The sequence below is a fragment of the Streptomyces sp. NPDC014907 genome (genome assembly GCF_055562975.1).
On the sequence record NZ_JBVHEG010000012.1, the window covers coordinates 25995 to 47848 of the forward strand.

At 75.7% G+C, this 21854-nt stretch carries 18 protein-coding genes; 11 read left to right on the forward strand and 7 right to left on the reverse strand.

Features of this window, described 5'->3' with window-relative positions; translation table 11 throughout:
* Positions 1 to 14 precede the first annotated feature (14 nt).
* Both ACZ3IL_RS25325 and ACZ3IL_RS25330 read right to left on the reverse strand, forming a co-directional pair.
* Positions 15 to 584, reverse strand: coding sequence for an EF-hand domain-containing protein (locus ACZ3IL_RS25325; protein ID WP_467393733.1), 570 nt, complete (start codon positions 582 to 584; stop codon positions 15 to 17).
* A 317-nt stretch (positions 585 to 901) separates the two neighbouring features.
* Positions 902 to 1240 (reverse strand): hypothetical protein, encoded by a 339-nt coding sequence (locus ACZ3IL_RS25330; protein WP_467393735.1) that lies wholly within the window; start codon positions 1238 to 1240, stop codon positions 902 to 904.
* A 653-nt stretch (positions 1241 to 1893) separates the two neighbouring features.
* On the opposite strand from ACZ3IL_RS25330, the gene ACZ3IL_RS25335 reads away from it, so the two are divergent.
* From ACZ3IL_RS25335 to ACZ3IL_RS25350, 4 genes are all read left to right on the forward strand, one after another.
* Positions 1894 to 2619 (forward strand): DUF2625 family protein, encoded by a 726-nt coding sequence (locus ACZ3IL_RS25335; RefSeq protein ID WP_467393737.1) that lies wholly within the window; start codon positions 1894 to 1896, stop codon positions 2617 to 2619.
* Positions 2620 to 2880: 261 nt separating this feature from the next.
* Positions 2881 to 4896 carry an NADPH-dependent 2,4-dienoyl-CoA reductase gene (locus ACZ3IL_RS25340; RefSeq protein ID WP_467393739.1) on the forward strand — a complete coding sequence of 672 codons (2016 nt, stop codon included), beginning with the start codon at positions 2881 to 2883 and terminating at the stop codon, positions 4894 to 4896.
* A gap of 41 nt (positions 4897 to 4937) precedes the next feature.
* The gene (locus ACZ3IL_RS25345; RefSeq protein WP_467393741.1) at positions 4938 to 5477 is read left to right on the forward strand and encodes a PadR family transcriptional regulator; all 540 of its coding nucleotides are present in this window, start codon (positions 4938 to 4940) and stop codon (positions 5475 to 5477) included.
* Positions 5478 to 5597: 120 nt separating this feature from the next.
* Positions 5598 to 6989: an FAD-dependent oxidoreductase gene (locus ACZ3IL_RS25350; protein WP_467393743.1), complete on the forward strand. Its 1392-nt coding sequence runs from the start codon at positions 5598 to 5600 to the stop codon at positions 6987 to 6989.
* 60 nt (positions 6990 to 7049) lie between these two features.
* Here ACZ3IL_RS25350 and ACZ3IL_RS25355 read toward each other — a convergent pair whose 3' ends face one another.
* Complete coding sequence (locus tag ACZ3IL_RS25355; RefSeq protein WP_467393745.1) at positions 7050 to 8378, reverse strand: DUF2252 domain-containing protein; 1329 nt, start codon at positions 8376 to 8378, stop codon at positions 7050 to 7052.
* A 226-nt stretch (positions 8379 to 8604) separates the two neighbouring features.
* Here ACZ3IL_RS25355 and ACZ3IL_RS25360 point away from each other — a divergent pair, with 226 nt between their 5' ends.
* On the forward strand, positions 8605 to 9441 hold the full coding sequence (locus ACZ3IL_RS25360; protein ID WP_467393747.1) for an inositol monophosphatase family protein: 837 nt from the start codon (positions 8605 to 8607) through the stop codon (positions 9439 to 9441).
* A gap of 145 nt (positions 9442 to 9586) precedes the next feature.
* On the opposite strand, the gene ACZ3IL_RS25365 is transcribed toward ACZ3IL_RS25360, so the two are convergent.
* The 3 genes from ACZ3IL_RS25365 to ACZ3IL_RS25375 all read right to left on the reverse strand — a co-directional run bounded on the left by ACZ3IL_RS25365 (position 9587) and on the right by ACZ3IL_RS25375 (position 12907).
* On the reverse strand, positions 9587 to 10132 hold the full coding sequence (locus tag ACZ3IL_RS25365) for an EF-hand domain-containing protein (protein ID WP_467393749.1): 546 nt from the start codon (positions 10130 to 10132) through the stop codon (positions 9587 to 9589).
* A gap of 198 nt (positions 10133 to 10330) precedes the next feature.
* The gene (locus ACZ3IL_RS25370) at positions 10331 to 11863 is read right to left on the reverse strand and encodes an amino acid permease (RefSeq protein WP_467393751.1); all 1533 of its coding nucleotides are present in this window, start codon (positions 11861 to 11863) and stop codon (positions 10331 to 10333) included.
* Positions 11864 to 11932: 69 nt separating this feature from the next.
* Positions 11933 to 12907 (reverse strand): hypothetical protein, encoded by a 975-nt coding sequence (locus ACZ3IL_RS25375; protein ID WP_467393753.1) that lies wholly within the window; start codon positions 12905 to 12907, stop codon positions 11933 to 11935.
* Between the two features lie 304 nt (positions 12908 to 13211).
* Between ACZ3IL_RS25375 and ACZ3IL_RS25380 the strand changes: the two genes are divergently transcribed.
* From ACZ3IL_RS25380 to ACZ3IL_RS25400, 5 genes are all read left to right on the forward strand, one after another.
* The gene (locus ACZ3IL_RS25380) at positions 13212 to 14672 is read left to right on the forward strand and encodes an FGGY family carbohydrate kinase (RefSeq protein ID WP_467393755.1); all 1461 of its coding nucleotides are present in this window, start codon (positions 13212 to 13214) and stop codon (positions 14670 to 14672) included.
* Positions 14669 to 16183 (forward strand): FAD-dependent oxidoreductase, encoded by a 1515-nt coding sequence (locus ACZ3IL_RS25385; protein WP_467393757.1) that lies wholly within the window; start codon positions 14669 to 14671, stop codon positions 16181 to 16183. The genes ACZ3IL_RS25380 and ACZ3IL_RS25385 overlap by 4 nt, the downstream gene beginning before the upstream one ends.
* Positions 16180 to 17421 carry an FAD-dependent oxidoreductase gene (locus tag ACZ3IL_RS25390; protein WP_467393759.1) on the forward strand — a complete coding sequence of 414 codons (1242 nt, stop codon included), beginning with the start codon at positions 16180 to 16182 and terminating at the stop codon, positions 17419 to 17421. The genes ACZ3IL_RS25385 and ACZ3IL_RS25390 overlap by 4 nt, the downstream gene beginning before the upstream one ends.
* A 247-nt stretch (positions 17422 to 17668) precedes the next feature.
* Positions 17669 to 18145 (forward strand): NUDIX domain-containing protein, encoded by a 477-nt coding sequence (locus tag ACZ3IL_RS25395; RefSeq protein ID WP_467393761.1) that lies wholly within the window; start codon positions 17669 to 17671, stop codon positions 18143 to 18145.
* A gap of 62 nt (positions 18146 to 18207) precedes the next feature.
* Positions 18208 to 18453, forward strand: coding sequence for a hypothetical protein (locus ACZ3IL_RS25400; RefSeq protein ID WP_467393763.1), 246 nt, complete (start codon positions 18208 to 18210; stop codon positions 18451 to 18453).
* 153 nt (positions 18454 to 18606) lie between these two features.
* On the opposite strand, the gene ACZ3IL_RS25405 is transcribed toward ACZ3IL_RS25400, so the two are convergent.
* A complete protein-coding gene (locus tag ACZ3IL_RS25405; protein WP_467393966.1) occupies positions 18607 to 19821 on the reverse strand; it encodes a cytochrome P450 family protein in 1215 nt (404 codons plus the stop codon).
* Positions 19822 to 20356: 535 nt separating this feature from the next.
* Between ACZ3IL_RS25405 and ACZ3IL_RS25410 the strand changes: the two genes are divergently transcribed.
* Complete coding sequence (locus ACZ3IL_RS25410; protein WP_467393765.1) at positions 20357 to 21727, forward strand: D-alanyl-D-alanine carboxypeptidase family protein; 1371 nt, start codon at positions 20357 to 20359, stop codon at positions 21725 to 21727.
* Positions 21728 to 21854 lie beyond the last annotated feature (127 nt).

Consider the following 21854-nt stretch of genomic DNA (forward strand, 5'->3'; position numbering starts at 1 on the left):
CGGCGAGGGGCGGGTCAGTCCTGCGCGCGGACCGGGCGTCCCATCCACCAGTTGCCGGTGGCCTGCGGGTCCGAGCTGGACCAGAACTCGATGACCGCGTCGGTGAACTCGGCGGGCGACAGCATGCCGTTGCCGTCGGTGTCGAGGTGACCGAACGCCTCGGCCGCCTCCTCCTCGGTGAACTGCGGGAAGTGCCCGCGCTGGAACGCGAGGAACTCGGCGGGGCTGATCCGGCCGTCCCGGTCGATGTCGGCGATCGAGAGGTACGTCTCGGCGAGCTTGCCGAGGGTCGCCCGGGCGGCCTCGGGGTTCTCGGCCAGCGTACGGGTCGAGGCGACGAACTGGTCCTTGGAGATGCCGGAGCTCCCGGCCGGGACGAACGGCAGGTGCACCTCCTCCCAGATGGCGGTGTAGGCGAGCACGATCCGCTCCGCCTCCGGGGAACCCTCGGCGTGTCCCAGGGAGGACGCCACCCGGCGGCCCATCTCCACGTGGTCGTCCCGGGTGAGCGTGCCGTTCCCGTCCGCGTCGAGCCGGTCGAATCCCTGCTCGATCTTCGCCGTCAGAAAGTCCTGGCTGGCCATCACCACTCCTCGCAACTGCGCGTGCACAAGGGCGGCACGCCGATCGGCGCCCGCCGCACACCCAACGAGCGGGTGATCGGGAGGAAACGCCCTCGGGGCGGTGACGGTACCGGCGCCCTCTCGGGCCCGGCCTTCCCCCCCAACGCCGGGCGGCACGCCCGGTGGCCGCTCTTCCGCTTCGCCCCCGGCGTTCACGTCCGCCGGCACGGCGCCCGCGCGAAAGCCAGGGCCGGCCTCGTCCCCGGTCGCCGTTCCGGCCGTGGACGGATCATCCGGACAAGGCCGCGCGGGGCTCGGCGGGCCGGCCGAAGGGCGCGTCACGGGCTTCGGGAGACGGACCGCTCCTCACCGGCGACGATGCCCGAACGGGGATGGACGATCACCGGACAGGAGTTCCAGAGTTCCACCCCGGCCGTGACCACCTCCAGGGCCGCGCGCCGCTCCGCGGGGGTCCACGCGGAGCACTCGTCCCCGAACAGTTTCTCGTAGGCGTTGTCGTGCGCCGTGTCCGATCGGGGCAGTCGATGCTCCTCGCCGAGACCTCGGGCCAGGTCCTCGAAGAAGTTCCACGCCTCCAGCACCACGCCCGAGGGAACCCGCCGGCGCCCCGGGTCCCGCAGCCAGCGCTGGACACGGGCGAGTTCCAGCGTGTTCACCTCCGGAACGACCGGCCCCCATCCCCGTCGGCTCGCGTGCGTCCGCGCCCGCCGAACGGTCGCGAACACCGGTACCCGCCGGCGACCGGCTTCCGGCAACGCCAGCACCCGGTCGGGATCGTCGCCCCTGCCGCCGATCCACAGAACCACCGCGCTCCGGCCGGCTCCCCGTATCCGGTAGGCGTAGAGGCTCTCGCGCCCACCACGGTGCCCGGCTGCGGCCACATCCGCCTTCTCGGTCTTCGTCACGCCCCCACACTGGCACGAGCGGTGAGAACCGTCCCGGAATTCCTCCGCGACGACCGCCGTGGGCCGGGAACCCGAAGAGTTCCGCCGTCCTGCCCACGGCTCGCGCAGAACCGACGCTGGAGGGGCGGGATCATCCGCTCCTCATCGCCGGGAGCACGCCGCCGGGAAAGAGGGGTGACCGCTCGTCCGCTTCCGGCGCCGCCGGACAGGAGGAGACCGGCACATGCGGGCCGTCGGCTTCGAGAGGCCGAAGCAGGGTGGCGGGCCCGCCAGGCACAGCCGGACACCAGCGCGCAAGTGAATCGATCGCCTTCCCCACAGAGCCGCTACCAGCGGGAACAGCTTCTGCGTACACGCTCCGGCCCCCATGAGGAGGCGCTGCCGAAGGGTGCGACCATCGTCGGATGCGAGGGATCGATGAGCCGGCCGATGTGGACGACCCGGCGTGGCCGGAGTTGCAGGCGATCGTCGAGGAAAGCCCCGTGCCGGTTCAGGTGCTGCCCGTGGACGTCGACGAGGGGCGCCGGTGTCTTCTGCAGATGCGGGTCAGTGCGCGATCGGTGCTGGGTGCGCCGGCGTTGAACACCGGCGGGCTGCTCGTGGACAACGGGTGGCTGCGCGTGTTCGGCGGGGGTTCGGTCGCGGGCGGGCGGCTCCCGAGCCTGGCACAGGTCAACCGCTTCCCCACGGACCTCGAGCCCGGCTGGCATCCCGCGACGGGTCTTGTCGTCGGCCACGACGTCGTCGGAGGGGTCTTCGCGTTGAACGGTGGCGATCCCGCCGCCGCCGGCCGCCCCGGGGCACCCGGCCGGATGACGTACTTCCCTCCCGACACCCTGGAGTGGGAGGCGATGGAGATGGGCCACTCCGGGTGGGTCGCCCTGCTGCTCTCGGGCAGGCCGGAGACGTTCTACGACGGAATGCGCTGGCCCGGCCGGCGCGAGGAGGCCGCGGCCCTGCCCTTCGAGCAGGGGCTTTCCGTGTATCCGTTCCTGTGGTCCGAGGAAGCTCACGCCGATCTCGCGGCCACGAGCCGGCGGCCCGTACCGATGCGCGAGGTGCTCGGGGTCGCGGCGGACTTCGCCCGGCGGACGGGGCCGTCCGATCCCGGGTTCCTGGGCGACGTGTGACGGGCTTCGCCGTCGGCCCCGGCGTGTCGGCGGGGGCTCCCGGAGCGGGGAGGCCGGGCCGCGCCTTGTCGCCCGGCACCGGCGGGACTCCGGCGGCCCCGCCGCACGGCGTCCACGCGCCACCACCACCGCTGCCGCTGCCGCTGCCACCACCGCTGCCGAGTAGCGGACATCACCCTCCCATTCTTCTGCAACTAGTTGCAGAACCCGTCGGGGTCCCCTAGAACGGTGGGTGACGATCCTGCGCGAGGAGGCGCCCGCATGACCCCGTACCCGCATCTGCTGAGCCCGCTCGACCTCGGGTTCACCACCCTGCCCAACCGGGTGATCATGGGGTCGATGCACGTCGGCCTGGAGGAGACCGAGCACGGCTTCGAGCGCATGGCCGCCTTCTACGCGGAGCGCGCCCGGGGCGGCGCGGGCCTGATCGTCACCGGCGGCATCGCGCCCAACGAGGCCGGCCGGCCCTGGGACGGCGGGGCCAAGCTCACCACGGCCGAGGAGGTGGCCGAGCACCGGATCGTCACCGACGCCGTGCACGGCGCGGGCGGGCGGATCGCGATGCAGATCCTGCACTTCGGCCGGTACGCCTACCATCCCGCCCTGGTCGCGCCCAGCGCCCTCAAGGCCCCGATCAGCCCCTTCGTGCCGAACGAGCTGACCGACGAGGAGGTGGAGCAGACCGTCGAGGACTACGTCCGCTGCGCCGCACTCGCCCGGGAGGCCGGGTACGACGGCGTCGAGGTGATGGGCTCCGAGGGCTACCTGATCAACGAGTTCATCGCCGCCGCGACCAACCACCGCACCGACCGCTGGGGCGGCTCGTACGAGAACCGCGTCCGCTTCCCGCTGGAGATCGTCCGCCGGATCCGCGAGCGGGTCGGCGAGGACTTCATCCTCGTGTACCGCCTCTCGATGCTGGACCTCGTCCCCGGCGGCTCCACCCTGGAGGAGGTCGTCCGGCTGGCCAAGGAGATCGAGGCGGCGGGCGCCACGATCATCAACACCGGCATCGGCTGGCACGAGGCGCGCATCCCCACCATCGCCACCTCCGTGCCGCGCGGCGCCTACACCTGGGTGACGAAGCGGCTGATGGGCGAGGTGTCCGTCCCCCTCGTCACCAGCAACCGCATCAACACCCCCGAGGTCGCCGAGGAGATCCTCGCGGACGGCCGCGCCGACCTGGTCTCCCTGGCCCGCCCGTTCCTCGCCGACCCGGAGTTCGTGGCCAAGGCAGCGGCGGACCGCGCCGACACCATCAACACCTGCATCGGCTGCAACCAGGCCTGCCTCGACCACACCTTCAACCTGAAGATCACCTCCTGCCTCGTCAACCCGCGCGCCTGCCACGAGACCGAGCTGGTCCTCTCCCCCACCCGCCTCGCCAAGCGGATCGCGGTGGTCGGCGCGGGCCCGGCCGGCCTCTCCTGCGCGGTGTCGGCGGCCGAGCGCGGCCACTCCGTCACCCTCTTCGACGCCGCCGCCGAAATCGGCGGCCAGCTCAACGTCGCCAAGCGGGTGCCGGGCAAGGACGAGTTCGAGGAGACCCTGCGCTACTTCCGCGTCCAGCTCGCCGAACGCGGGGTGGACGTGCGCCTGAACACCCCGGTCACGGCGGCCGACCTGGACGGCTACGACGAGGTCGTGGTCGCCACCGGCGTCTCCCCCCGCACCCCCGCCATCCCGGGCGTGGACCATCCGAGCGTCGTCAGCTACCTGGACGTGCTGAGGGACGGCGCGCCGGTCGGCGAGCGGGTCGCGGTCATCGGCGCCGGCGGCATCGGCTTCGACGTCGCGGAGTTCCTCACGGACGGCGGGGAGGGCGCGAGCCGGGACCCCGAGACGTACTTCCGCCAGTGGGGCGTCGACACGTCGTACGAGAACCGGGGCGGGCTGCGGGCGCCCGAACGAACCGCTCCGCCGCGCCGGGTGCACCTGCTCCAGCGCAAGGAGACCAAGGTCGGCGCGGGTCTCGGCAAGACCACCGGCTGGATCCACCGCACCGAGCTGAAGCACCGCGGCGTGGCCATGGTGGCGGGCGTGACGTACGACCGGATCGACGACGAGGGCCTGCACGTCACCATCGACGGCGAGGCACGGCTGCTCCCGGTCGACACGGTCGTGCTCTGCGCGGGGCAGGAGCCCCGGCGGGACCTCTACGAGGAGCTGGTGGCGGCGGGCCGCACGGCGCACCTCATCGGCGGCGCGGACGTCGCCGCCGAGCTGGACGCCAAGCGGGCCATCGACCAGGGCACCCGGCTGGCCGCCACCCTCTGACCGGCACGGTCGCCGCGGCCCGCCGAACCTAGGATGCGAGCATGTCCCTCCCGCACGCGATCCTCACCGCGCTGCTCGAGAAACCGTCCTCCGGTCTCGAACTGACGCGCCGCTTCGACAAGTCGATCGGTTACTTCTGGTCGGCCACGCACCAGCAGATCTACCGCGAGCTGGGCAGGCTGGAGCAGGCGGGGCACATCCGGGCCCTGCCCGCTCCGGTGCCCGTCAGGGGGCAGCGCAAGGAGTACGAGGTGCTGCCCGCGGGCCGTGCCGAACTGGCCGGCTGGGTCGCCAGGGCCGAGGACCCGAAGCCGATGCGGTCCGCCCTGCTGCTGCGGATGCGGGCCGCCGCGATGGTGGGCCCGGCGGGCCTCCGGGCCGAACTGGAACGCCATCTCTCCCTGCACCGCGAGCAGTTGGACGAGTACCTGGCGATCGAGGTCCGGGACTTCCCGGCCGAGCGGCGGAGCGCCGAGCCGGACCGGCTGCGCCACCTCGTCCTGCGGGGCGGGATCGACCTGGAGCGCTTCTGGGTGGAGTGGCTGACGAGCGCCCTCGCGGAACTCGGTCCGGAGGACTAGCCCCCGGGGCACGGACCCGGCGTCCCCGGGCGGTCCGGACGCGTGGGGCCGTTCGCCCGTGACGGAGCGCGTCGGCGTGGATACTGGACCGCACCGGTTCCACGACACGAAAGGGCTGGTATGGCCGACGACTTGGGGCGCCGCGCGACACGTCACGCGGTGGTCATCGGGGGAAGTCTCGCCGGGCTGCTCGCCGCGCGGGTCCTCGCCGAGCACGCGGAGAAGGTGACGGTCGTCGAGCGCGACCGTCTTCCCGAAGGACCGGAGGCGAGACCGGGCGTCCCCCAGGGCCGCCACCTCCACGTCCTGATCGCGGGCGGACAGCGGGCCCTCGACGAACTGCTCCCGGGCTTCACGGACGAGCTGGCGGAGCTCGGCGCGCCACAGGTGGGCATTCCGCGGGACATGGTCCAGTGGCAGAACGGAAGGTGGTTCCGCCGCACGGCCGCGACCGCCCACTTCTCCACCGGTCCGCGTCCGCAGCTGGAGTGGCTGGTGCGGCGGCGGGTGCTCGCCGACCCCAGGATCGAGTTGGTCGAGGGCACCGAGACCGTGGGCCTGACCGGCGACTCCTCCCGCGTGCGGGGCGTACGGCTGCGCGAGCGCGGCGCCGGGGCGGGCGGGGAGACCCGCACCCTGGCGGCCGATCTGGTGGTGGACGCCTCCGGGCGGTCCACGAAGGCGGCGGACTGGCTGGCGGCCATCGGCGCGGAGGCGCCGCACGAGGAGACCCTGGACACGGGACTCGCGTACGCCACGCGGGTCTACCGCTCCCCCGTCGACGACCCCGGTTCCGACGCGGTCGGCTACTACATCGTGCCGAACCCGGCGCAGGTGTACGGCGGTGTGGTGCTGCCCCTCGGTGACGGGCACCACCTGGTCACCCTCTCGGGACTGCGCGGTGACGAACCACCGGTCGAGGAAGGGATGTTCGAGGAGTACGCGAAGCGGCTTCCGCATCCGGTGATCAGCGACTGGCTGGCCCGGGCGGAGCCGGTCTCCCCGGTGTACGGCTTCCGCAGGACGGCCAACGTCCGGCGGCGGTACGACCGTCCGGGCCGCCGCCCGGCCGGTTTCCTGGCCACCGGTGACGCGCTGTGCGCCTTCAACCCGATCTACGGGCAGGGCATGGCGGTCGCCGCGCTCGGCGCGGTCGCGCTGCGCCGGGCGCTCGCCGACCCGAGGCGGACCCCGACCACCCGGGTGGTGCAGCGGGCGCTCCTGGGCGCCTCGAAGCAGGCGTGGGACATCTCGGCGGGCGCCGACAGGAAGATGCCCGGCGCCACCGGGGACGCGGCGCGCCCCGGTCCGCTGGACGGTGCGGTCGGCCTGTACCTGGGCCGGGTGCAGGAGCGGGCCGCGGGCGACCCGGTCGTGGGGGCGGCGTTCCGCGCGGTATTCAGTCTGACGGCCCCGCTGTCCTCCCTGTTCGCCCCGGCGGTGGCCCGGGCGGTGCTCTTCGGTCCCGTGCCCGGCACGCCGGCCGGGCCGCCGATGCGGCGGGAGGCGTAGGGACCCGCCGGACGGGGGCCCCGGGGCCGGACGGGGGCCCCGGGCCGCCCGTCCGGCCCCTCAGGCCTCCGGGGCCGCCGTGATCACGCCGGCGGCGATGGCCGCGCCGAGCGACGCGTGGTCGTCGGCGTTCTGGTGGGCGTAGGCGAGGGCGAAGTCGGCGAGGGCACGGTCGAAGACGTCCGAACCGCCGAGGTAGGCGGCGATGGCGATCCGGTCCCCGGAGCGGGCGTGGGCGCGGGCCAGGGCCCGGCCGCAGAGCCGGGCGTGGTCCCGCAGCATCGCCGGGGACATGGTCTCCACCCCGGCCGGGCCCCTCGTGTCGCGCAGCCGGCGCCAGTAGAAGTGGCGCTCCTCCGGTCCGGTCATCCAGCCGAGGAAGACGTCGCCCGAGGCCTGGACGATCCGCTGGCCGCAGACGACGCGGCGGCCCTGGTGGGAGTGGACGGCCGGGGCCAGGTGCTCCTCCAGGACGGAGCGGCCGGCTTCCTTCACCCGGAGGACGAGCGGGTCGTCCTCGTCCCTGCCTTCGAGGAGGAGGACGAAGGAGCGGGTGCCGACGCCGCCGACCCCGGCGGTCTCGCGGGCCGCGTCGAGGAAGCGGTAGCGGTCGAGGAGCAGCCGGCGCTCCCCCGTCAGGGAGCTGCGGTAGTCGCTGAAGACCTTGCCGAGGGCGGTCCGGTCGACGTCCGTGGCGCGTTCGAGGAGCGGCGGGTCGTCGACGAGGCGCCGGTGTCCGGTCCCGTCCGCGCCGGCGGGCTCGGTGAACGCCCGGAGGCGGGTGCGGGCGAGCCGGTCCGTCACGCGGGCGCGGTCCGCGTGGCGGACGAGGGGGAGGAGGTCGTCGGCGGCGATCCGTTCGTACCAGACGGCGAGCTCGCCGAGGCCGGCGAGACGGCGCAGGGCCGTGCGGTACGCCTCGACGGCGGCGAGGACGGCACGGCGGGCCCGGGTCTCGGAGCCGCCGTTCTGGAGGACGGCGACGGCGACGCTCGCGGCGAGCCGTTTCACGTCCCACTCGAAGGGACCGGGGAGGGTCTCGTCGAAGTCGTCGATGTCGAAGAGGAGCGTCCGTTCGGGTGACGCGTGGACGCCGAAGTTGAGGAGGTGGGCGTCGCCGCAGAGCTGGACGGTGAGCCCGGTGCCGGGCTGCGCTCCGAGGTCGGCGGCCATGACGGCGGCGGCGCCGCGCAGGAAGGCGAGGGGAGAGGCCGCCATCCTGCCGTACCGGAGGGGGACGAGGCCGGGCAGCCGGTCCAGGGACTGGCGTTCCAGGACGTCCAGCGGGTCGGGGCGCTGGGAGCTGGGTATCCAGCGGCCGTGGGAGGAGCGGGAGACGCGCTTGCGGGCCGCTCTGCCCCGTGCGGCGCGTTCCGACGGCGTCGTCATCCGGCCTCACCCGCCTCTTCCGCCGGGGTGGTCTCCCCGTCGCCTGACCCTCATTACAAGGCGCCGCGCCCGTTCCGGCCACTCCTTCCGGCCGGAACGGCGGGGTTCGCGCCGGGGAGGGGCGGGGTCCGCACCGGAACGGCGGGACCGCACCGGGGCGGGAGCGGGCCGTCCGCCCGGACCGGCGGTGCCGGGGCGGCGGTGCCGCTCCGATAACCTGCGCGGCATGATCCCTTCCCCCATCGGTTCCGACGACGCCGCGGTCGCGGTGGCCGGGGCACGGGCCGGCGCGGACGTGGTCCGCGGCATGTACGGCAGGCGGCTCGACCGCGTCGACAAGGGCGCGGGGGACTTCGCCACCGCCGCCGACCTGGAGGCCGAGCGGGCGATCCTCCGCGTTCTGCGCGCCGCACGGCCCGACGACGCGGTGCTCGGCGAGGAAGGCGGACGGCAGGGCGCCGCGGGCGCCGTGCGCCAGTGGCTGGTGGACCCCCTGTGCGGGACGCTGAACCACGCCTCCGGCGCCATGCTGGTGGCCGTCAACGTGGCGCTGCGCGGCGGGGCGGCGGCGGTGGCCGACCCGTTCGGCGGCGAGATCTTCCTCACCGACGGGAAGACCGCCCTGGTGCGGCGCGACGGGGCCGGGGACGCGCCGCTGTCGCCCTCGGCCGCCACCCGGCTGGTGGACGCCAACCTGGACCCGCCGTTCCCGAACGCGCCCGGGTTCCGGGCCGTGGACCTGCTGGCCCACCCCGTGTTCGCCGAGCGCTTCCGGCCCCGGGTGGTGTCCACGACGCTGGCGCTGGCCTGGGTCGCCGCCGGCCGGCGCGCCGCGTACGTCACCGACGGCGAGGACCTCGCCCACAGCGTGCACTTCGCGGCCGGCATCGCTCTGTGCCGGGCCGCCGGCTGCGTCGTCACCGGGATCGACGGCGCCCCGGCCGACGAGGGGGGCCGGGGGCTGGTGGCCGCCGCCGACGACGAGACCCACGGGCTGCTGATGTCGATGGTGCGCGGTCGGCGCCGCGACGCGTCCGGCGGGCCGGGGCCCGGCCGGTCCTGAGCCGGGCCCCGGCCCGCCGGGCAGGTCCCGGGCCGTCGCCCCGGAGCCCTCCCCCCGCCCGTGGGGGCCGTCACGCGCACGGGGTGCCGGTGCCCCGGCTCCCCCGCCCCGCGGGACGGTTCCCGCACGGGAGTCCGGGGAGCGGTCAGGTGCGGATCGGCACGGGGCCGCACATCTGGTTGCCCGGGTCGGCCGGATCGTCGCTGGTCCAGAACTGGATCCACAGTTCGGTGAATCCGGGACGGTCGAGGTAACCGTCCCCGTCCTGGTCGAGGCGGTCGAAGACGTCGGCGACGTCGACGCTCCCGCCGTGCCAGGTGTCGACCAGCCGCCGGTGCTCGGCGGGGGAGATGCGTCCGTCGCCGTCCTCGTCGACGGCGTCGAAGACGGTCTCGGCGGTCGCGGCGACGACCTCGCGCATCGTGGGCAGCAGGTCCACCATGGCGAGGACCTCGTCCAGGTCGACCCTGCCGTCCCCGTCCGTGTCCACGTGGGCCGCGAGGAGGTCCCACCAGCCCAGCATGACCCTCTCCACGCGCGCGGCCAGTTCGGATCCCGGTCTCACGCGGGGCAGCCCCCTCCAGCGTTCCGCGAGGGCCTGGAAGTCGCGCCGGTCGAGGTGGCCGTTGCCGTCGGCGTCGAACGCGCGGAACACGGCGACGAGCTTGTCGCGCTGGAACTCACTGGCCACGGTCCGTCCTTCCGTCGGGGTCCCCGTCGATCATGCCCGCGAACGGTCGTCCCCCCAACGGCGCCCGGGAGCGGGAAGGGGCGCGCCCGGCACCCGCGCACGCGCCCGGTGCCTCGCGCGCCCCGTCCGACCGGCGGCACCCGGCACGTCCGACCGGCGGCGCCCGGCACGTCCGACCGGCGGCGCCCGGCACGCGCCCTAGACGATCCCCTCCGCGATGTCCGCCTCCTCGCGGGCCGTGCCGTACGCGGTCGGGGTGCCGTACGAACGGCGGGCGACGTACCACCAGACGCTGGCCAGGACCAGGACGACGGCGAGCGCGATGACGGCGTAGTTCATGGTGTCGACCGTCACGGGGGACTTCTGCGGCAGGCAGAAGAGGACGGTCACGAACACCACCCAGACGACGGCGGTCCAGCCGATCGGCCTGCTCCAGCGGCCCAGGCTCCACGGGCCGGGGACGAAGCGGTCGCCGACGCGGAGCCGCAGGTAGATCGGGATCGCGTAGGCGGGCGTGATGCCGATGACGTTGATGGCGGTCACCGCGCCGTAGGCGGTGGCCGAGTACAGCGAGGGCACCGCGATCAGCGCGGCCACGCCGACCGAGAGCCAGACCGCCGGGACGGGCGTCTGGGTGCGGGGGCTGACCTTGCGCCAGAGCGCCGAGCCGGGGAGGGCGTTGTCCCTGCTGAAGGCGAAGACCATCCGGCTCGCCGCGGCCACCTCGGCGTTGCCGCAGAAGAGCTGGGCGACGATCACGACGAGCAGCAGGGCGGTGGCGCCGCCGGAGCCGAGCGCGTCCAGGAAGATCTGGGCGGGCGGGACGCCGGTGGCGCTGTTCTGGGTGGCGGCGTAGTCCTGGATCGCGAAGGTCAGGCCGGCGAGCAGGGCGAATCCGGCGAGCCAGGAGACCCAGATGGCCCGCACGATGCCCTTGGCGGCGGCGACGGAGGCGTTGGAGGTCTCCTCCGAGAGGTGGGCCGAGGCGTCGTAGCCGCAGAAGGTGTACTGGGCGAGGAGCAGGCCGATCGCGGCGACGTAGAAGGGGTTGGCCCACCCGGTGTCGTTGACGAACTCGGTGAAGACGAACCCGGCGGACTGATGCCGGTCCGGGACGAGGGCGAGGGCGCCGACGATGACCGCGACGCCGGCCAGGTGCCACCAGACGCTGACGGAGTTCAGCACGCTGACCAGGCGGACGCCGAAGAGGTTCAGGACGGCGTGGAGCAGCAGGATGGCGAGGAAGATGAGGAAGGTGGAACCGACGGTGGGTTCGAAGCCCCACTGGAGGTTGAGGAAGGCCCCGGTGAAGAGGGCGGCGCCGTAGTCGATGCCCGCGATGGCGCCGAGCAGGCCGAGGAGGTTCAGCCAGCCGGTGTACCAGCCCCAGCGGCGTCCGCCGAGCCGGTCGGCCATGTAGTAGAGGGCGCCGGAGGTCGGGTAGGCGCTGGTGACCTCGGCGAGGGCGAGGCCCACGCAGAGGACGAAGAGGCCGACGCCGGCCCAGCCCCACAGCATGACGGCGGGGCCGCCGGTGCCCAGGCCGAAGCCGTAGAGGGTCATGCAGCCGGAGAGGACCGAGATGACCGAGAAGCTGATCGCGAAGTTGCCGAATCCGCCCATGCGGCGGGCGAGGACGGGCTGGTAGCCGAGCTCTCTCAGCCTCGCCTCCTCGTCCTGGGCGGGCGGTGGCGTGTGTATCGCGCCGGTCGGGGCGTCGGTGCGGGCCATGGGGATCTCCGGGGGACGGGTGGCGGGCGGACGGGCGTGGAGGGGCGGGGTGCGGGACGGGCCGGGGCGTCAGCCGCCGACGCAGCGGGCGCGGGCGTTCAGGAAGACCTCTTCGGCGAGGGCCCGGTCGTCCGGGCGGGCGGTCCGGTAGGCCCAGGGCAGCGTCGTGTAGTACGGGCCGAGCGCCTCGAAGACCCGGGCCGCGTCGGTGAAGCGGAGGGCCCCGAAGAGGGCGTGTGCCAGGTGGTTGAGGTCGAGCAGGGAGGCCTCGTCGGTGGCGCAGAAGAGGAACCAGTCGTCCAGGGCCCGCTGGGCGTCGCGCACGGCGTCCTCGGCCACCCAGTGGAGGTCGAGGGCGCGCTCGTGGCCGCGCTCCCGGCGGTAGCGCTCGACGCGCACGTAGAGCGGGAGGGCGTGCAGGGCGGAGCCCACGGGTGCGGAGGAGGAGGCCCAGTAGGAGTAGTTGACGGCCTCGGAGAGCGGTCCGGGGCGCCGTGCGTAGACGAACTGGAGCATGCGGTGGTGCGCCTCGCGGTTGTGCGGGTCGCGCTTCTCCGCCTCGGCGAGCAGTCCCCAGGGGCCGGTCGGCAGCATGGGGGCCGGGGGGAGGAGCCGGTGTTCGGCCATGCGCTGGGGTCCGTCGAGGGCGGCGAGGGCGAGCAGCCCCACCCAGGGCACCGGATCGGCGGGCGACCGGTCGGCGGCCTCGCGGCAGGCGGCCCGCGCCTGTTCCCGGAGTTCACCGGCGCGGGTGTGGCCGGCGCGGTGGGCGCGGACGGCCCGTTCGACGGCGACACGGCCGTGCATCACGGTGGCGGCGGGGCTGCCGGGGTCTTCGGCGCGCCAGGCGCGGACGGTGTCGGTGCCCGCGGCGACGGCGGCGAGGACCTGGGTGCGCCGGGTCCAGGCGTCCCAGTCGGAGGTCTCGCCGAGCAGCCGCGCCATGGCCATCCAGCGGCCGGTGCGTAAGTCCTGGACGGCGTGGCGCAGGGCGTGGTCGTGGCCCGCGGGGTGGTAGACGGGCCGGAAGCCTTGTCCGGTCATCAGGGGGTGGGGGGTGGTGTGGGTGGCATGGGTCCTCGGTGGATGGTGGCGGGGCGTCCGGTTCCCGGTGCGCGTCCCGGCCGTTGATCGGCGATCACTATAGAGGGCTCGGGTCGTGACCGGCTGCCCTTCTTTTTCGACAGCAACTATTAGGCCAGCGACCGAATTTGACTTGCCGTCAACGAGGGGGACGGACCTGACGTGATCGGCCGGCACGGCTTGACGGGGCTCCGCGGCCACGGCACCCTGACCCTTTTCGGTGAGCGGACGGTCACCGAACGGAACCGGTGACGGGAGCGGTGGCATGACGGGCGGTCCGGTACTCGCCGTCGACCAGGGCACGTCGGGCACGAAGGCCCTCGTCCTCTGCCCGGAACGCGGGGTGATCGGCAGCGGCACGGCGCCGGTCCGGCCCCGCTACCTGCCCGGCGGCCTGGTCGAGGCCGACCCGCGCGAACTGTACGACTCCGTGGTCGCCGCCGGACGGGCGGCGCTCGCCGAGGCGGGCACCCCGGTCGTGGCGGTGGGCCTCGCCAACCAGGGCGAGACCGTGCTCGCCTGGGACCCCGCCACCGGGGAACCCCTCACCGACGCGCTCGTCTGGCAGGACCGCAGGGCCGCCTCCGTCTGCGCCGGGCTCGACGCCCACGCCGAGGAGCTGCGCCGGCTGACGGGCCTCCCGGTGGACCCCTACTTCGCCGCGCCGAAGATGGCCTGGATACGCCGCCACGTCACCGGCGCCGGCGCCGTCACCACCAGCGACGCCTGGCTCGTCCACCGGCTCACCGGCGCCTTCGTCACCGACGCGGCGACCGCCGGGCGCACCGGACTCCTCGATCTCGACACGGTCTCCTGGTCGGAGACCGCCCTCGGCCTGTACGGGCTCGGCGGCGAACCGCTGCCCCGGATCGTCGACTGCGACGCCCCGGTCGGCACCACCACCGCCTTCGGCCCGCCGCTCCCCCTCACCGGGCTCGTCGTGGACCAGCAGGCGGCGCTGCTCGCGCAGAGCGCCGACGACCCGGCCGCCGTCAAGTGCACGTACGGCACGGGGGCCTTCCTGCTCGCGCGGACGGGCCCGGAGCCGCGGCGGACCGCTTCGGGCCTGGTGAGCTGTGTCGCCTGGCGGCTCGGCGGACGCGTCACGCACTGCCTGGACGGCCAGGTGTACACGGTGGCCTCGGCCGTGCGCTGGCTCACCGACCTCGGCGTGATCGCCGGCGCCGGGGAACTCGACGCGGTCGGCGGCACCGTCCCGGACACCGGCGGCGTCACCTTCGTCCCCGCCTTCGCGGGACTCGCCGCGCCCTGGTGGCGGGGGGACGTGCGCGGCTCGCTCACCGGCCTCGGTCTGGACACCGGGCCGGGCCATCTGGTCCGCGCCCTGTGCGAGGGCATCGCCGCCCAGGTCGCGGAGCTGGTCGCGGCCGTCGCGGCGGACCGGGGAACGCCGCCGACCGCGCTGCGCGCCGACGGCGGGCTGACCCGGAGCGCGCTGCTCATGCAGACCCAGGCCGATCTGCTGCAACGGCCCGTCGAGGTCTCCGCCCTGGCCGACGCCACGGCCCTCGGGGCCGGCGCGGTCGCCCGCCTCGGCCGTACGCCGGGGCTCGCGCTCCGGGAGGCCGTACCGGAGTGGAAGCCCTCGGCCGTGTACGAGCCCCGGATCTCCGCCGACGAGGCGGCGGCGCGCCTCGCGCGGTTCCGCGCGGAGGTCGCGGCGCTGCTGGAACGCCCGGGGCCGGCGAGCGGCGGGGACGCGTGAGCGGGGCGGCGGAGCACCGCGCCCCCTCGGGGGTCACCCGGACGGGGCCCCTGCCCGCCGGCGGGGACGCGGAGTACGACGTCGTGGTCGTCGGCGCCGGGGTCGTCGGCGCCGCCGTCGCCCGCGCGCTCGCCCGCCACCCGCTGCGGGTCGCCCTCGTGGAGGCCGCCGACGACGTGGGCGACGGCACCTCCAAGGCCAACACCGCCATCCTGCACACCGGCTTCGACGCCGTGCCCGGCACCCTGGAGGCACGGCTGGTCCGCGAGGGGCACCGGCTGCTCACCGCGTACGCGCGGGAGGCCGGCATCCCCGTGGAGCCCCTCGGCGCCCTGCTCGTGGCCCGGGACGAACAGCAGCGCGCCGTGCTCCCCCGCCTCCGGGAGAAGGCGGAGCGCAACGGGCACCGCACCACCCGGCTGCTCACCGCGGCCGAACTCGCCGCACGGGAGCCCCACCTGGGCCCGGGCGCCCTCGCCGCGCTCGACGTGCCGGGCGAGTCGATCGTCTGCCCGTGGACGACCACCCTCGCGTACGCCACCCAGGCCGTCCGCTCCGGAGTGGACCTGCACCTGAACTGCCGGGTGGAGGAGGTGTTCCCGGGCGACCCGTACCACCGGCTCGTCACCCGGCGCGGAGTGCTCCGCGCCCGCCACCTCGTCAACGCCTGCGGGCTCCACGCCGACGCCTTCGACGCCCTGGTCGGACGCGAGGACTTCACCGTCACCCCGCGCCGGGGCCAGCTGATCGTCTTCGACAAGTTCGCCCGCCGTCTGGTCCGGCACATCCTGCTGCCCGTCCCCGGTCCCCTCGGCAAGGGCGTGCTCGTCTCCCCCACGGTGTACGGGAACGTCGTGCTGGGGCCCACCGCCGAGGACCTCGACGACAAGACCGCCACCGGCACGACGGCCGAGGGGCTCGCCGGCCTCCGCGAGCAGGGCGGCCGCGTCCTGCCCGGCCTGCTCGACGAGGAGGTCACGGCCGTCTACGCGGGACTGCGGGCCGCCACCGGGCGGGAGGACTACCGGATCGCCGCCCATCCCGGCCTGCGGTACGTGACGGTGGGCGGAATCCGCTCCACGGGACTCACCGCCTCCCTGGCCGTCGCGGAGCACGTGCTCGGTCTCCTCGCGGACTGCGGCCTCGACCCGGGACCGGAACGGCCGCTCCCGCCGGTCCGCATGCCGAACCTCGGCGAGGCCTTTCCCAGGCCGTACCGCGACGCCGCGCTCATCGCCCGGGACCCCGACTTCGGGGCGGTCGTCTGCCACTGCGAGCGGGTCACCCGGGGCGAGATCCGGGCCGCGCTCGCCTCCACCGTCCCGCCGGGCGGCCTCGACGGGCTGCGGCGCAGGACCCGGGCCCGGGGCGGCCGCTGCCAGGGCGACTTCTGCGGCGCGGAGGTGCGGGCGCTGTTCGAGGAGTCGCGGTCCCTGCCCGGAAGGCTCCCTCCCGGCAGGGCCCTGCCCGGCGGACGGCTTCCGGGGAAGCGCGGGAGGAACGCGCGGTGAACCGTACGGTCGACGTGCTCGTGGTGGGCGCGGGTCCCGCCGGGCTCGCCGCGGCGGCCCGGCTCGCCGCGGCCGGCGCGGGCCGCGTCGAGGTCCTGGAGCGGGAACCGGTGGCGGGCGGGGCGCCCCGCCACTGCGTCCGGCCGGGGTTCGGCGCGGACGCGCGGGGACGCCCCCTGGACGGGCCGGGGTACGCGCGCCGTGCCGTGCGGGCGGCGTCACGGGCCGGCGCGGACGTCCGTACCGGCGTCTCGGTCACGGGCTGGGCCGGACCGCTGGCCCTGGAGGCCGTCTCCCCGGCCGGGCCCGAACGGATCGGGGCCCGCGCGGTGGTCCTCGCGACCGGGGCCCGCGAACGGCCCCGCAGCGCCCGGCTGGTGCCGGGGACACGGCCCGCCGGGGTGCTGACGACCGGCGGACTCCAGCGGCTGGTGGCCCTGTCCGGGGCGCGGCGGGAGCACGTCGGGCGGCGGGCCGTGGTCGTCGGCGGCGACCCGGTGGCCCGGAGCGCGGTGCGGACGCTGCGTTCGGCCGGGACGGAGGTGGTGGCCGTCGTCACCGGGCACCCCCGGCCCGCCGTCGCGCCCGGGACGGTCCCGCTGCTCACCGGCACGGTCGTGACGGAGATCCTGGGGCGCGGCCGGACGACGGGGGTCGCGGTCCGGGGGCCGGACGGCCGGACGGCCGTGCTGCGGTGCGACACGGTGGTCTTCACCGGCGACTGGATTCCCGACCACGAACTGGCCCGCGCCCGCGGGCTGCCGCTCCTGCCGGGCACGCGGGGTCCCCTGACGGACGGCGCCTTCCGCACCCCCGCGCCCGGGGTCTTCGCGGTCGGCGGCCTCCTGCACGGCGGGGAACCGGCGCGGGTGGCGGCCGCCGAGGGGCGGGCGGTGGCCGGCGCCGTGCTGGACCACCTCGCCGGCCTCCCCCGGCCCGCCGGCGCGGTGCCCGTCCTGACGGCGGGGCCGCTGCGGTGGGTGACGCCCGGTCTCCTCGGCCCGGAGGCCGTCCCCCTGCTCGTCCGGCCGGAACGCCGCCTCGTCCGCCCGCTCCTGTCCGTCGCCCAGGACGGCGCGCGGCTGCGGCGGGAGCGGCTGCGCGGGACGCTCGTGCCGTGGCGTTCCGTACGGCTCGGCCCCGACTGGACGCGCGGGACGGACCCCTCGGGCGGCCCGGTGACGGTCGAGGCGGAGGAGACGGAGGACGGGGAGGACGGGGAGGAGACGGAGGAGTGAGGCGCCGGGGCACGGAACGGCGGAAGGGCGGGGTGCGGCGGGACGGGGTGCGGCAGCGGGCAGGGGGTCCCCGGGCTCCGGGGCCGGGGACGCGGCGGGAGCCGGACGCCGGAGACGCGCGCCGGCGCACACCCCCGGGGCCGTGCGCGCGGGGCCTCGCCGGGCCGTCCGCGCGGGACGCCCGGGAACGCGCCGGGCCGTCCGTGCGGGGCTGCGCGCGCGGAGCCCTTCGGCCACACTGAGCGCCATGCCGGACAAACGCAGCGCGGGTCTCCTGGTCTTCCGCCGCACGGCGGACGGTGGCGTCGAGGTCCTGATCGGACACATGGGCGGGCCCCTGTGGAGGGCCCGCGAGGAGGGCGCCTGGTCGATCCCCAAGGGGGAGTACGGGCCCGGTGAGGAGCCCGCGGCGGCTGCCGCGCGCGAGTTCCGGGAGGAGCTGGGCCTGCCCGTTCCCTCGGGCGAGTGGTTCCCCCTCGGGGAGAACCGGCAGCGCAACGGGAAGCTCGTCACCGTCTGGGCCGTCGAGGGCGACCTGGACCCGGACCGGATCGTGCCGGGCACCTTCACCATGGAGTGGCCGCCCCGGTCCGGCCGGCTGACGGACTTCCCGGAGATCGACCGGGCCGGCTGGTTCGCCCCCGCGGCGGCGGCTCCCCTGCTCGTGGCGGGGCAGCGGGTCTTCCCGGAACGGCTGGAGGCGCACCTCGCGGGACGGGGATGAGCCCGGTTGTCAGACCCGTGGGAGAAGGTGGGGGGAGCCGAACTGTCGAGAGGGAGCCCGTCATGACCACGATCACCGCCGACGAGCGCGCGGCGGCCCAGGCGTACCTGCGGCTGCTCGAATCCACGCAGGCCGTGCTCTCCGATCCACGGCTCGCCCCCTACGCGGGGGTGATGCTCACCCACCCGATGGCGGAGGCCGACGAAGCGCTGCGCGCGGCCGGCCTCGCCGGGAACGAGGCCCGGCTGCTGCGTCTCGTCTCCTTCCTCCGCTCCTCCCCTCCGACCGCGTGGGGTCGGACCGGCTGAGACGGGACGCCTCCCGCGCGGCCGGTGCCGCCCGCCCGGTCCGGTACGGACCCAGCGGCGGGGAGGGCGGGCGGACACCCGGGCCGGCGCGCGGGGCCCGGACCGGGCGCCGAGGTCCGGACCGGGCGCCGGGGTCCGGACCGGGCCCCGCCGTCAGGCGGACGGGCGGCCCGGACGGACGGGGAGCGCGCGGACGCTGTTGCCGACGAAGCCCGCGTGGCGGGCCGGCCCGTCCTCCGGGACGGCCAGGTCCAGGTCGGGGAAGCGGGTGAAGAGGGCTTCCAGGGCGATCGCGGCCTCCATGCGGGCGAGCGGGGCGCCCAGGCAGTAGTGGGGGCCGTGGCCGAGGGAGAGGTGCTTCGCCGCGGGCGTCCGGGTGACGTCGAAGCGGTCGGCGTCCGGGCCGTGGGCCTCCGGATCGCGGCCCGCCGCCGAGTACCCGGCCAGGACGGGGGTGCCCCGGGGAATGAGGGTGCCCCCGACGACGAGGTCGCGGGTGGGGTAGCGGAACGGGAAGTAGCTGACCGGGCTGTCCCAGCGCAGGGTCTCCTCCACCACGTCCGCCCAGTCGGCGCGGCCCCCGGTGACCAGGGCGAGCTGGTCGCGGTGGGCGCAGAGCGCCCGGACCGCGTTGGTGACCAGATTGAGGGTGGTCTCGTGGCCCGCGACGATCACCAGGAGCAGGGTGCCGATCAGTTCGGGTCCGCTCAGCCGGTCGCCGTCCTCCCCCTGGGCGGCGATGAGGGCGCTGGTGAGGTCGTCGCCGGGGGCGGCGGTCCTGGCGGCGACGACGGAGGTCAGGAGGCCGACGAGTTCCCGGTGGGCGGCGACGGCCCGTGCGGGCTCGGTGTCGGTGGCGACGATCAGGCTGGAGAGCCGGTGCAGCCGGTCCTGGTGGTCCGGGTCGACGCCGAGGAGTTCGCAGATGACGCCGAGCGGCAGCGGCAGCGCGTAGTGCCGGCGCAGGTCGGCGACGCCGCCGTCGGCCGCGGCGGCCCCGGCGAGCCGGTCGAGGAGTCCGGCGGCGACCGCCTCGACGCGCGGACGGAGCTCCTCGACCCGGCGGACGGTGAAGGCGCCGCTGACCAGGGAGCGCAGCCGGCGGTGGTCGGCCCCGTCCGCGGTGGTCATGCCGGGCACGGTGGCGAAGGTCCGCAGCGGCCAGTCGTCCGGTACGCGCCCCTCCGCGAGGGCCGTGAAGTGGCGGGCGTCCTTGGCGACGTCGGGGTGGGAGAGGAACGCGCGGAGCGCTTCGTGGCCCAGCACCACCATGCCCTCGATCCCGCCGGGCAGGATCACCGGCGCCACGGCGCCCTCGGCGAGCAGCCGGGCGTTGTCCGCGTGCGGACAACCGCCCGCCGGGTCCATGCGGTACGGCGGCCGGCCGGAGGCGTCGGCGGGGTGGGGTGTGCGCACGGGGGGCTCCTGACGGCGGGGCGGGCCGGGGCGGCACGCGGACGGTCGAATCCTACGGACAACACCGCTCGCTCCGAAGGGAGTTGACCGGGGCGACGGGGCGTCCCCGGCACCTTGTTCCGGCCCGGGGGCGGGTCGTCCCCGGCATCCCGCTCCGGACCCGGGGGGCGGGGCATCTCCCGGCACCCCGTCCCGGACCCGGGGCAGATCGCCCCCGCCACCTCGCCCCGGACCCGGGGGGCGGGGCGTCCCCCGGCACCCCGTCCCGGACCCGGGGGCGGGGCGTCCCCGCCGCCCCGCTCCGGACCGGGACGGCGTCCGCCCGGAGGGGCGCCGCCGCGGCACGGGGTGAAGCCGCGTCAGCCCGCGCCCCGCACGCCCGGCGGGGACCGGGCGGCCCCGCGACGCGCCGCCGTACGCCGCACCCGCTCCCCCGGTCGGCGCATTCCGATCTGCGCGTGCCGTCCCCGCTTCCTACGGTGGCTGAATGATCGTCACGTCAGCCGTCCGTCACGCCGCCGCCGGTTCCGCGGCCCTGCTGCTCGTGCTGTCCGTCCCGGCGGCGCTCGCCCTTCCCGCCGTCGCGGCCTCGCCCGCCACGGTCCGGGAGCCCGCCCCGCCCGTACGGCAGTACGTCGATCCGGCCCGCCTCGACCGGCCGGGCGTCCAGGTGCAGCCGCTGCCGGGCGCACCCGGCGTGCCCCCGGTCTCCGCCCTGTCGTGGGTGGTCGCGGACGCCTCCACGGGCGAGGTGCTCGCCGCGCGGAACGCGCACCGGAGGCTGCCTCCGGCCAGCACGCTCAAGACCCTGTTCGCCCTCACCGCGCTCCCCCACCACGATCCCTCCGAACGGCACACCGTGGCCGACTCCGAGCTGGCCGGGATCGGGGCGGGCAGCAGCCTGGTCGGGATCAAGGAGGGGTACACGTACAAGGTCTCGGACCTGTGGAACGGCGTCTTCCTCAGCTCCGGGAACGACGCGGTGCACGTGCTCGCCGCGATGAACGGCGGCTGGGACTCGATGGCCCGGAAGATGCAGGAGAAGGCCCGTTCCCTCGGGGCCGTGGACACCCACGTGGTCTCCCCCGACGGCTACGACGCCCCCGGGCAGGTGTCCTCCGCGTACGACCTGGCGCTCTTCGGACGGGCCGGGCTCCAGGACCCCGCGTTCACCCGGTACTGCTCGACGCGGTACGCGGACTTCCCGGCGGGCTCGTGGTCGTACGGCATCGCCAACACCAACCGGCTCCTGACGGGGAAGGACGGGGTCGAGAGGTACCCCGGACTCATCGGCATCAAGAACGGCTACACGAGCGGCGCGGGCAACACGCTGGTCTCCGCGGCCCGGCGGGGCGACCGGACGCTGGTCGTCTCGGTGATGAACCCGCAGGCCGGCGGCGGTTTCACCGTGTACGAGGAGGCGCGGGACCTGCTGGACTGGGGCTTCTCGGCATCGGGACGCGTACGGCCCGTGGGCTCGCTGCCGCCGGAGAGCGCGCGGGCCGGGGCGGACGCCCGCGCCGTGAGCGCGGCGCGCGACGGACGGAGCGCGGACGCCGGCACGGGCGCGGCGGCCCCCGCTCCCGGCGCGGCGACGGGGGCCACCCCCTCGAAGGACGCCTCCCCGGAGGCCGTGCCCGGACGGAAGGCCGCTCCCGGGCAGAAGGCGGTGCCCGGGCAGGAGACCGCATCCGGACCGAGGGCCCCCGGGAGTGCCGCCCCCGGCGAGGACGCGCCGCACGAGGCGGCGGTCTCGGGCACGTCCGCCGGTTTTCCGCTGGCCCTGATCGGTTCGGCCTGCGCGGCGGCGGTCGTGCTGTGGGGACGGCGGCGACGCGGGGCGGACCGCCGCGAGTGACCCGCCCTCGCGGAGAGCCGCGGGTGCGCCGTACCCGCGGCGGCGAGGCGACGCGGGTACGCGGCGGTCCGGGGCCGCCCACGTGGTCCGGCCGGGCCCGTGAACCAGCCGGGCCTGCGGGGCGTAC

What these genes read in the sequence shown, in the direction of transcription:
- ACZ3IL_RS25325 (WP_467393733.1), bottom strand. Translation starts at nt 584, where the DNA reads ATGGCCAGCCAGGACTTTCTGACGGCGAAGATCGAGCAGGGATTCGAC.
- ACZ3IL_RS25370 (WP_467393751.1), bottom strand. Translation starts at nt 11,863, where the DNA reads ATGGCCCGCACCGACGCCCCGACCGGCGCGATACACACGCCACCGCCC.
- ACZ3IL_RS25360 (WP_467393747.1), top strand. Translation starts at nt 8,605, where the DNA reads ATGATCCCTTCCCCCATCGGTTCCGACGACGCCGCGGTCGCGGTGGCC.
- ACZ3IL_RS25355 (WP_467393745.1), bottom strand. Translation starts at nt 8,378, where the DNA reads ATGACGACGCCGTCGGAACGCGCCGCACGGGGCAGAGCGGCCCGCAAG.
- ACZ3IL_RS25340 (WP_467393739.1), top strand. Translation starts at nt 2,881, where the DNA reads ATGACCCCGTACCCGCATCTGCTGAGCCCGCTCGACCTCGGGTTCACC.
- ACZ3IL_RS25345 (WP_467393741.1), top strand. Translation starts at nt 4,938, where the DNA reads ATGTCCCTCCCGCACGCGATCCTCACCGCGCTGCTCGAGAAACCGTCC.
- ACZ3IL_RS25395 (WP_467393761.1), top strand. Translation starts at nt 17,669, where the DNA reads ATGCCGGACAAACGCAGCGCGGGTCTCCTGGTCTTCCGCCGCACGGCG.
- ACZ3IL_RS25380 (WP_467393755.1), top strand. Translation starts at nt 13,212, where the DNA reads ATGACGGGCGGTCCGGTACTCGCCGTCGACCAGGGCACGTCGGGCACG.
- ACZ3IL_RS25375 (WP_467393753.1), bottom strand. Translation starts at nt 12,907, where the DNA reads ATGACCGGACAAGGCTTCCGGCCCGTCTACCACCCCGCGGGCCACGAC.
- ACZ3IL_RS25410 (WP_467393765.1), top strand. Translation starts at nt 20,357, where the DNA reads ATGATCGTCACGTCAGCCGTCCGTCACGCCGCCGCCGGTTCCGCGGCC.
- ACZ3IL_RS25405 (WP_467393966.1), bottom strand. Translation starts at nt 19,821, where the DNA reads ATGGACCCGGCGGGCGGTTGTCCGCACGCGGACAACGCCCGGCTGCTC.
- ACZ3IL_RS25350 (WP_467393743.1), top strand. Translation starts at nt 5,598, where the DNA reads ATGGCCGACGACTTGGGGCGCCGCGCGACACGTCACGCGGTGGTCATC.
- ACZ3IL_RS25335 (WP_467393737.1), top strand. Translation starts at nt 1,894, where the DNA reads ATGCGAGGGATCGATGAGCCGGCCGATGTGGACGACCCGGCGTGGCCG.
- ACZ3IL_RS25400 (WP_467393763.1), top strand. Translation starts at nt 18,208, where the DNA reads ATGACCACGATCACCGCCGACGAGCGCGCGGCGGCCCAGGCGTACCTG.